Source organism: Streptomyces sp. NPDC059816, assembly GCF_042732055.1.
Classification (GTDB): domain Bacteria; phylum Actinomycetota; class Actinomycetes; order Streptomycetales; family Streptomycetaceae; genus Streptomyces.
In genome coordinates this window covers 26,190-34,955 of record NZ_JBHWIQ010000007.1, presented here as the reverse complement: position 1 = coordinate 34,955, position 8,766 = coordinate 26,190, and the positions used below count along the sequence as shown (strand labels likewise).

Below are 8,766 nucleotides of genomic sequence, written 5' to 3'. Positions count from 1 at the left end.
TGGTGGGACCGAACTCCGTGTGGTAGTCGTTGCGCCCGACACCGATCCGCTCTGCGAGCTGCTTCGCCTGTCGGAGGTACGCGTAGGCGTCGTGCGGCCGGGTGAAACCGGCGGCGGCCAGGGGGCGGGGGTGGGGGGGGGGCCCGGACGGCCGCCGCCGAAGCCGCTCGCGTTCCGCTATTCGTCGATCACCGCGCCGAAGTGGCCGGCGCCCCCGTGCGGGCGGCCGGCGCCGAACGTCGAGGAGCCGGCCGCACCGACCCCGTCGGGGGTGGCGGGCAGCAGCCACACGCTCCCGGTGCCGCCGTCCTCCCGGTGCGCGGCGGCGAGCAGTGCGTACCGCCCCTGGGCGTCGGGGCCGGTGAACCGGACCTGCGCGCCCCAGGAGTCGCCCCGCTCCACGGCGCCGGGCACCTGCGGGGAGCCCTGGTTCCAGTGGGCGGAGCCGCGGCCGGTGAGCCCGGTCGGCGAACCCTCGAGGACCCACACCGCGCCCGCGTCGGCGACCCGGCCCACGTCCTCGCCGCCCGCGCCGATCGCGACCTCCGCGTAGCCGTCGCCGTCGGCGTCCGCGACGGAGAGGTCACTGCCGAACCCGTCGCCGTGTTCGGGGGTGCCCGCGACGCCCGGCGAGTCCTGCGTCCACCACTGGGGCTCGGCCGCGGGGCCGGCCGGGCCGCCGTACCGTACGCCGACCAGCCCGCCGGCCGGGGCCGCCGCACCGCTGTCGGAGGCGGTGTCGGACGCGGCGGGTTCGCCCGTGACCAGGTCGTCGTACCCGTCGCCGTCGATGTCGCCGGAGGCGGCGACGGGCCCGCCGACCAGATCACGGGCGTACGCCGGGCCCCGTGCGCCGCCGGGGAAGTACGCGGACCAGCCCGCGCCCCGATCGGCTGCGGTGCTGGTGCCCGAGGCGATCAGGTCGGCCAGGCCGTCGCTGTTGTAGTCACCGGTGGTGAGGGTGCGCACCACGGTTGGGCGGGCGTCCGCCGGGCGGGGGAGCGAGGTGCGGGCGAGCGGCCGGGCGGGGGTGTGGGACCGGGCCGCCCCGGTGTCGTGCGGGGTGGTGTCCAGTGGGGCGATGCCGCCGGGCGGGCCGCCGGGGCCGCCGCCGTCGACGGGCGGCGGAACCGGTGCCCACTCGGCGAGTTCCAGTCCGTGGCGGTCGGCCACGGCCAGCAGGTCGCCGGGGTGGGCGGCGCTGAAGCGGGCGGCGGCAAGGGCCGCGCCGAAGTGCGCGTCCCCGGCGGGGCGGCGGGCCTGGAGCCAACTGCCGGACGTGCTGAGGCCCTTCTTGCCGCCCCACAGGACGGTCACCCCGCCCGCGGAGCGCTGTCCGGCCAGGTCCTCACCGGGCACGCCGACGATCAGTTCGTCGTAGCCGTCGCTGTTGAGGTCGCCGGTGGCGAGGGCGGTGCCGAACCCGTCGTCGGCCTCGGGGGCGCCGGGCACCTCGGCGGTGGCCTGGCTGATCCGGGCGGTCCGTTCGGCGCCCGGGCCCCGGTCGGAGCCGTACCGGACGCTCACGTGTCCGGCGCCGCGCGCGCCGGACACCGTGGCGGTGGGCGCGGCGGTGACGACGTCCTCGCGGCCGTCGCCGTCGAAGTCGCTGTTGCGGTCGTTCGCGTACGTACCGCCGGGGGTGCCGGCGTGGGCCGGTGCGGCGAGCGTGAGGCACGCCCCGGAGGCGAGCAGGAACGCGGCCGCGGCGAGAGCGGCGGCCGATCGGTTGTGGCGCACTACGGCTCCTGTGGAGGAAGGGGTGGCCGGGCGGGCGCGGGGGTTCCGGAGGGGCCCGATTCCCGTCCGGCGTGCGGGCGCCAAGGGGCCCGGAGGAAGGGTTGCACGGCGCTCGCGCCCGCGTACGGCGTTGTCCGTACCCCTCATACGACCCTCACCTCGGTGGCGCCGAGCGGCCGTCCTGCCCGGGTGGGGACCTCGTACGCCTGACCGTGGACGGGGCTCTGCTCACCCTTCGGAGTGAGTTCCCGGAACGGGCGAGGCCCGGATCACTCCTAGGGGTGATCCGGGCCTCTACGGGTTGACGGGAGGGCGTCCGTTGCTCGGCTACGAGTACGCGGTCACGGGCACGCGATCACGTGGCGGGTTCCGGTTCGGGCGCGTTCTCGGCGGGGGACGCACCGGCCGGGGGCTCGCCGTCGGTGGGGGTCCTGACCGAGTCCAGCAGCAGCTGGGCGACGTCGACGACCTGGAGCGACTCCTTGGCCTGGCCGTCGTTCTTCTTCCCGTTGACCGAGTCGGTGAGCATCACCAGGCAGAACGGGCAGGCGGTGGAGACGATGTCCGGGTTCAGGGACAGGGCCTCGTCCACCCGCTCGTTGTTGATGCGCTTGCCGATCCGCTCCTCCATCCACATCCGGGCACCGCCCGCGCCGCAGCAGAAGCCGCGTTCCTTGTGGCGGTGCATCTCCTGCTGCCGCAGTCCCGGCACCTTGTCCATGATCTCGCGCGGGGGCGTGTAGACCTTGTTGTGCCGGCCGAGGTAGCAGGGGTCGTGGTAGGTGATCAGCCCCTCGACCGGGGTGACCGGCACGAGCCGGCCCTCGTCGACGAGGTGCTGGAGCAACTGCGTGTGGTGGATGACCTCGTAGTCCCCGCCGAGCTGCGGGTACTCGTTGGCGATGGTGTTGAAGCAGTGCGGGCAGGTGGAGACGATCCGCTTCGCCGCCTTGGGCTTGCGGGTGGACTCGTCCTCGTCGTCCTCGCCGAACGCCATGTTCAGCATGGCCACGTTCTCCTGGCCGAGCTGCTGGAACAGGGGCTCGTTGCCGAGGCGGCGGGCGGAGTCACCGGTGCACCGCTCCTCGCCGCCCATGATCGCGAACTTCACGCCGGCGATGTGCAGCAGTTCGGCGAACGCCCTGGTGGTCTTCTTCGCCCGGTCCTCCAGCGCCCCGGCGCAGCCCACCCAGTACAGGTAGTCGACCTCGGTGAGGTCCTCGACGTCCTCGCCGACGACCGGGACCTCGAAGTCCACGTCCTTGACCCACTCCAGGCGCTGCTTCTTCGCCAGGCCCCAGGGGTTGCCCTTCTTCTCCAGGTTCTTGAGCATCGTGCCCGCCTCGGACGGGAACGCGCTCTCGATCATCACCTGGTAGCGGCGCATGTCGACGATGTGGTCGATGTGCTCGATGTCCACCGGGCACTGTTCGACGCAGGCGCCGCAGGTGGTGCAGGACCACAGCACGTCCGGGTCGATGACGCCGTTCTCCTCGGCGGTGCCGATGAGGGGCCGCCCGGCCTCGGCGAGCGCGGCGGCGGGCACGTCCTTCAGCGCCTCGGCGCTCGCCTTCTCCTCGCCCTCCATCGTCTTGCCGCCGCCGGCGAGCAGGTACGGGGCCTTGGCGTGACCGTGGTCGCGCAGCGACATGATCAGCAGCTTGGGGGAGAGCGGCTTGCCGGTGTTCCAGGCGGGGCACTGCGACTGGCAGCGTCCGCACTCGGTGCAGGTGGAGAAGTCGAGGAGGCCCTTCCAGGAGAAGTGCTCGACCTGGCTGACGCCGTAGACGTCGTCCTCGCCCGGGTCCTCGAAGTCGATGGGCGTTCCGCCGGAGGTCATCGGCAGCAGTGCGCCGAGCGCGGTGCCGCCGTCGGCGCGGCGCTTGAACCAGATGTTGGGGAACGCGAGGAACCGGTGCCAGGCCACGCCCATGTCGGTGCGGAGCGAGACCGTGATCATCCAGATGAAGGACGTGGAGATCTTGATCATCGCGAACAGGTAGACGAGGTTCTGCTGCGTGGTGACGTCCAGCCCCCGGAAGGCGGCGACGAGCGGGTACGACACCAGGTACGCGGCGGTGTAACCGTCCACGTGGTGCAGGGCGCCCTCCAGTCCGCGCAGCACCAGGATCGCGATGCCGATGATGAGGATCACCAGCTCGACGAAGTACGCCTGGCCCATGTTGGAGCCCGCGAAACGCGACTTGCGCCCGGCGCGGCCCGGCAGCGACAGCTGACGGATCACCATCAGCGTGAGGATGCCGAGCACGGTGAGGGCGCCGATCAGCTCGGTGAACACCTCGTACGGGGCCCAGGTGCCGATGAGCGGGAGGCTCCAGTCCGCCTGGAAGAGTTGTCCGAAGGCGTGCACCAGGGTCAGCACGAGGGTGAAGAAGCCGACCGACACGAACCAGTGGGCCACGCCGACGACGCCCCACTGGTTCATCCGGGTATGGCCGAGGAACTCCCGGACCACCGTCAGCGTCCGCTGCTTCGGATCATCCGTTCGGGTGCCTGCTGGGACGTTCTGACCCAGCCGGACGTACCGGTAGATCTGGGCGATGGCCCGGGCGAACAGGGCTGCGCCGATTGTGGCGAGCACCAACGACACGATGATCGCGGCGAGTTGCATGGAGGCTCCTCGGGCCTGCGAGTGCAGATTACTAAGCGGTAACTTATGGAGTTTGATTGAGGGTACCCAGATATCGCGCCGCGCTGTAGTCGGCCCGTCGGTGATCTGTGTCGCTGAGGTGGCCCTGTGTAGCCCTGTGCGGTGCGGGGTCTGCGGCGGCCGTGGCGTGGCGGAGTGGGGTGGGCCGGGGTGGTGTCGGTCGGCGGGCGATTGCGGGGCCGGCAGGGACGGCGGGGAGAGACACCAGAAACGCCCCCTCCGAGGAGCCGGAGAGGGCGTGCGGACCCCTGTGAGGAGGTGAAGGTGGCTGGGGCCGGGATCGAACCGGCGACCTATCGCTTTTCAGGCGATCGCTCGTACCAACTGAGCTACCCAGCCACGCAGTTCGCCGAGGCGACCTGCAAGCGGTCCTGACGGGATTTGAACCCGCGGCCTCCACCTTGACAGGGTGGCGAGCACTCCAAGCTGCTCCACAGGACCAAGATCGTGTGACGAGAATACTCGCACACGGTGCCCCCAACGGGATTCGAACCCGTGCTACCGCCTTGAAAGGGCGGCGTCCTAGGCCGCTAGACGATGAGGGCTATCGGCCCGCCTGCGCACCTTCCGGCGCGTCGGGGACGTGAGAAGCATATGGGATGGCGGGAGGTATCGCCAAAACGGTTTACGGGCGGTGTCCCGAGCCGTGTCGGACCGCGTCGAACTGCGCCGAACCGGGGGGCCCGCGGATCAGCCCCAGCCGAGTTCGTGGAGGCGTTCGTCGTCGATGCCGAAGTGGTGGGCGATCTCGTGGACCACCGTCACGGCCACCTCGTGGACGACGTCCTCGGGGGTCTCGCAGTAGCGCAGGGTCGGCCCCATGTAGATCGAGATGCGGTCGGGCAGCACGCCCGCGTACCACTCGCCGCGCTCGGTCAGCGGGGTTCCCTCGTAGAGCCCGAGCAGTTCGGGATCGTCGGCGGACGGTTCGTCCTCCACGAACACGGCCACGTTGTCCATGACCCGGGTCAGTTGCGGCGGGATCGTGTCCAGCGCATCGGCCACCAGCTCTTCGAACGCTTCTCGCGTCATCTCCAGCACACGACCATTGTCCGGGACCCGGGCGCCGCGGGGGCGGGACCGGGGCATCGCGGGCTCGGAGCGGGCCTGGAGCGGGCCTGGAGCGGGCCTGGAGCGGGGGCGTCACGCGGCCGGAGCGGGCCGGAGACGGGGCGCGGGGCCGGGTCACACCACCGGTTGGCCCGCCTCCGGGGACGGCTCGACCCGGAAGGTGCGGGCCGCCGCCTGCCCCTGCGGCGGAGGGTCCTCGTGCGCCGACGAGGACGGCTCCGCCACCGTGGGCTCCGGGGGCGCGGGGGGTTCCGGCGTCGGCTTCGGGGGCTCCGGCTCCGGGGTGGTGCGGGTCGGCGTGGGCACCGGCTCGGGCGGGTTCGGGGTGGGCGCACCGGGCTCCACCGGACGGGGCGCCCGGGTCGTCCCGGCGGGCGCGGTGGCCCGGGGGGCGCCGGGCGCGGCCGTGCCCGGCGCGGAGGCGGACGGGGTCTTGGCGTCCGGGTCCGCCGGTTTGCCGCTGTGCTGGGTCTTCGCGTTCCGGGAGCGGCCCGTGCGGTGTCCGTCAGCGTCGCTGACCGCTTCCGGGACGCCGTCCGTCTCCACGGCGCTGCCACCGCTGCGGGGGCCGGAGGACTGCGAGGGGCCGCCCCGCGGGGCGGCCTCGTCGCCCACGCTGACGCAGCCCGCGGTGGCGGCGAGCGCCGCCGCCAGGGTGGCCAGGCGGACGGGTACGGGCAGGGAACGCACGGGGCCACCTCCGGGGCGGTGATTGACTACGGTTGTCCAACTCCCTGTCAGGGCAAGAGGACACGGAGGTTCGGGAGTCGGAGGGGAACGCCGGCCCGGCGAACCGGTGTTTCCGCTGCTCGCCGCTCGGTCAGGTGTCCGATCCGGCGGGGTCGCACCGGACGGTGTGCCCGGGGTCGGGGGCGCGGTTGCCGACGGCCCGCGGTGGTGAGGCGGGTCACGCCGACCGCATTTGCCTCGGGGGGCCCAAGGTGCGTATGGTGGTAGATCGTTTGATCCCATTTGCCCGGCGCACTCCTCACAGAGCGAGGAATGAAGCGCGCCGCGTGTGGCGCGTACTCCCTGCCGTGGCCGGACCGCATAGAGGCGGTCGCTTAGCAGCTTCACGGAGTTTGGGCGCGTGCCGTGAACTCCGGAAGGTTCGCATTTCGCATGTCCGTTTCCCCTGTTGACCGCGCTGTCCTCAACGAGGACGCCGAAACCGTCAGCACCCCCCAGCAGTCCCCCACCACCCCCGAGGTCGACGTCGAGGCCCCCGAGGCCCCCGCCGTCGCCGAGAGCCCCGAGGCCCCCCAGGCGGAAACCGTCGCCGAGGAGGCCGGGACCGAGGTGGTCGAGGCCGCCGAGGAGCCCACCGCCGCGGAGCCCGTCGCCGAAGAGGCCGCGGAGCCCGTGGCCGCTGAGCCCGTCGTCGAGGAGGAGCAGGAGCCGACCGTCACGTTCGGTGACCTGGGCCTGCCTGACGGTGTCGTCCGCAAGCTCGCCCAGAACGGCGTCACCACGCCGTTCCCGATCCAGGCCGCGACCATTCCGGACGCGCTCGCCCGGCGGGACATCCTGGGCCGCGGCCGTACCGGCTCCGGCAAGACCCTCTCCTTCGGCCTGCCGCTGCTCACGACCCTCGCGGGCGGCCACACCGCGAAGAAGCGCCCCCGCGGCGTCATCCTCACCCCCACCCGTGAGCTCGCGATGCAGGTCGCGGACGCCCTCCAGCCGTACGGCGACGTGCTCGGCCTGAAGATGAAGGTCGTCTGCGGCGGTACGTCCATGAGCAACCAGATCTACGCCCTGGAGCGCGGCGTCGACGTCCTCGTCGCCACCCCCGGCCGGCTGCGCGACGTCATCAACCGTGGCGCCTGCTCGCTGGGCGACGTCCAGGTCGCCGTCCTCGACGAGGCCGACCAGATGGCCGACCTGGGCTTCCTGCCCGAGGTCACCGAACTGCTCGACCAGGTTCCCCAGGGCGGTCAGCGGATGCTGTTCTCCGCCACCCTGGAGAACGAGATCGACACCCTGGTGAAGCGGTACCTGAATGCGCCGGTCACCCACGAGGTGGACCCGTCGGCCGGTGCGGTCACCACGATGACCCACCACATCCTGGTCGTGAAGCCGCGCGACAAGGCCCCGGTCACCGCGGCGATCGCCGCCCGCAAGGGCCGCACCATCATCTTCGTGCGCACCCAGCTCGGTGCCGACCGGGTCGCCGAGCAGCTGCGCGACGCGGGCGTCCGCGCCGACGCCCTGCACGGCGGCATGACGCAGGGCGCGCGCACCCGCACCCTCGCCGACTTCAAGGACGGGTACGTCAACGTCCTCGTCGCCACCGACGTCGCCGCGCGCGGCATCCACGTCGACGGCATCGACCTGGTCCTGAACGTGGACCCGGCCGGTGACCACAAGGACTACCTGCACCGCTCGGGCCGCACCGCCCGTGCCGGTCGCTCCGGCACGGTCGTGTCGCTGGCCCTGCCGCACCAGCGGCGCCAGATCTTCCGTCTGATGGAGGACGCGGGCGTCGACGCCGGGCGCCACATCGTGGGCGGCGGCGGCGTGTTCGAGCCCGAGGTCGCCGAGATCACGGGTGCCCGGTCGATGACCGAGGTCCAGGCCGAGTCGGTGTCCGGTGCCGCCAAGCAGGCCGAGCGCGAGGTCGCTGACCTGGCCAAGCAGCTGGAGCGGGCGCAGCGCCGCGCCACCGAACTGCGCGAGGAAGCCGACCGGCTGAGCGCGCGGGCCGCGCGGGAGCGGGGCGAAGACCCGGCCGCCGTCCTCACGGAGGGTGCCGCCGCGGTGGACGCCGGGGCTGCCGCCGAGTCGGTGGACGGTGCCGAGCCGACCGCCGTCGTGACGGACACCGCGTCCGCCGCGCCGAGCACCACCGAGCGCACCTCTTCGTCCTCCTACGAGCGCCGTGACGGTGACCGTGGCGGCTTCCGTCGCGATGACCGTCGGGACGGCGACCGCGGCGGCGACCGTGGTGGCTTCCGCCGGGACGACCGTCGGGACGGTGACCGTCCGGGCTTCCGTCGCGACGACCGTCGTGACGGTGAGCGTGGGCGTGGTGGTTTCGAGCGTCGTGACGACCGTCCGGGTTTCCGTCGGGATGACCGTCGTGACGGTGAGCGTGGCGGTTTCTCCCGCGACCGCCGTGACGGTGACCGCCCGGGTTTCCGTCGTGATGACCGTCGGGACGGTGACCGTCCGGGCTTCCGTCGCGATGACCGTCGTGACGGTGAGCGTGGGCGTGGTGGTTTCGAGCGTCGTGACGACCGTCCGGGTTTCCGTCGGGATGACCGTCGTGACGGTGAGCGTGG

5 protein-coding genes and 3 tRNA genes are annotated in these 8,766 nt (G+C 72.5%); 1 reads left to right on the top strand and 7 read right to left on the bottom strand.

The window, feature by feature from the left end:
- Window positions 1-177 precede the first annotated feature (177 nt).
- The 7 genes from ACFV88_RS11455 to ACFV88_RS11425 all read right to left on the bottom strand — a co-directional run bounded on the left by ACFV88_RS11455 (window position 178) and on the right by ACFV88_RS11425 (window position 6,172).
- Window positions 178-1,740 (bottom strand): FG-GAP repeat protein, encoded by a 1,563-nt coding sequence (locus tag ACFV88_RS11455; RefSeq protein ID WP_385488776.1) that lies wholly within the window; start codon window positions 1,738-1,740, stop codon window positions 178-180.
- Window positions 1,741-2,095: 355 nt separating this feature from the next.
- Window positions 2,096-4,372, bottom strand: a complete 2,277-nt coding sequence (locus ACFV88_RS11450) for a (Fe-S)-binding protein (RefSeq protein WP_385488773.1) — start codon at window positions 4,370-4,372, stop codon at window positions 2,096-2,098.
- A 304-nt stretch (window positions 4,373-4,676) separates the two neighbouring features.
- Window positions 4,677-4,750, bottom strand: a tRNA-Phe gene (locus tag ACFV88_RS11445).
- A 27-nt stretch (window positions 4,751-4,777) separates the two neighbouring features.
- Window positions 4,778-4,852 (bottom strand) — tRNA-Asp (locus ACFV88_RS11440).
- A gap of 31 nt (window positions 4,853-4,883) precedes the next feature.
- A tRNA-Glu gene (locus tag ACFV88_RS11435) sits at window positions 4,884-4,956 on the bottom strand.
- A 145-nt stretch (window positions 4,957-5,101) separates the two neighbouring features.
- A complete protein-coding gene (locus tag ACFV88_RS11430; RefSeq protein WP_385488771.1) occupies window positions 5,102-5,452 on the bottom strand; it encodes a metallopeptidase family protein in 351 nt (116 codons plus the stop codon).
- 144 nt (window positions 5,453-5,596) lie between these two features.
- On the bottom strand, window positions 5,597-6,172 hold the full coding sequence (locus tag ACFV88_RS11425; RefSeq protein WP_385488768.1) for a hypothetical protein: 576 nt from the start codon (window positions 6,170-6,172) through the stop codon (window positions 5,597-5,599).
- A gap of 432 nt (window positions 6,173-6,604) precedes the next feature.
- Here ACFV88_RS11425 and ACFV88_RS11420 point away from each other — a divergent pair.
- The coding region (locus ACFV88_RS11420; protein WP_385488766.1) for a DEAD/DEAH box helicase at window positions 6,605-8,766 on the top strand (2,162 nt) is incomplete at its 3' end.

Bases quoted from the DNA above. Each gene is read 5' to 3' on its own strand.
- ACFV88_RS11450 (WP_385488773.1), bottom strand. From the start codon at position 4,372: ATGCAACTCGCCGCGATCATCGTGTCGTTGGTGCTCGCCACAATCGGC.